Annotated in this window: 1 protein-coding gene; it reads right to left on the bottom strand. The window is 66.7% G+C overall.

Annotated features, from left to right (window positions below; translation table 11 throughout):
- Positions 1-792 (bottom strand): DUF3458 domain-containing protein (locus EOD15_RS35000; RefSeq protein ID WP_127409360.1); only part of this gene is annotated, 792 nt, incomplete at both ends.

The raw sequence follows: 792 nt of genomic DNA, 5'->3' as shown, positions 1-792 counted from the left end.
CCCATAGGTCGTCTCGAAAGCCGCCAGCGCCTCGACCGCCTCGGGCGAACCGTGGTGACGATGCGCAAGCACGGCAAGTGCTGCCGCGCGGTCGGTCATGTTGGTCGCCGACTGGAAATGCCCGGCGGCGAGTGCTGCTCCGCCCGGCTGCAGCGACAGATAATCCAGCAAGGTGTTGCGCAAGGCGCGTCGTCCGGCGCTCGCCGCGTCGGGGCTGAACGCTTCTCTGTCGGAAAGGCCGCGGTAGAGGCCCGAAAAAACGTCCCGGTTCGCAGTGCCGATCGCCAGCGCCAGTGCCTCGCGAGCCGCATAGATAGCATTGGGGTCGATGTTCCGGCCGATGTCGCGGGCGATGTCGGCTTCGCCGGGCAATGCCAGCGCCAGTGCTCGATAGGCCGGCTCCAGCGTCTCGTCGCCGGCGATGCTGCCGGCGAGTTCGATCAGCCGCGGCGCAAAGGCCGGCTGCTTGCCGCCGAGGATCTCGCGGAAGGCGGTGATCAGTGCATCAGTCAGCAATGTATTGAAGGCCTGCCAGCGCGAAAAGGCGTCGCAGTCATGGCGGGCGAGAAAGAACTGGTCGTCGGCTTTCTGCTCGACGGACAATGTCACCGGCGCCGAAAAGCCGCGGTTGAGCGACACGGCCGGGCGCTCGGTGACGCCTGAAAACCGCACCATGTGGCGACGCTTGCGGATATGGATGACGCCGTCCTCGACGCTGGCGCCTTCGACGCCGCTATACGGCACAGGCTTGCCGCCGGCGCCGATCAGGCCGAAAGCCAGCGGGATGTGCAT

This window comes from Mesorhizobium sp. M7A.T.Ca.US.000.02.2.1 (assembly GCF_003996995.1).
Lineage (GTDB): Bacteria > Pseudomonadota > Alphaproteobacteria > Rhizobiales > Rhizobiaceae > Mesorhizobium.
The sequence above is the reverse complement of the archived record's forward strand: the minus strand, read 5'-3'. Positions and strand labels throughout refer to the sequence as shown.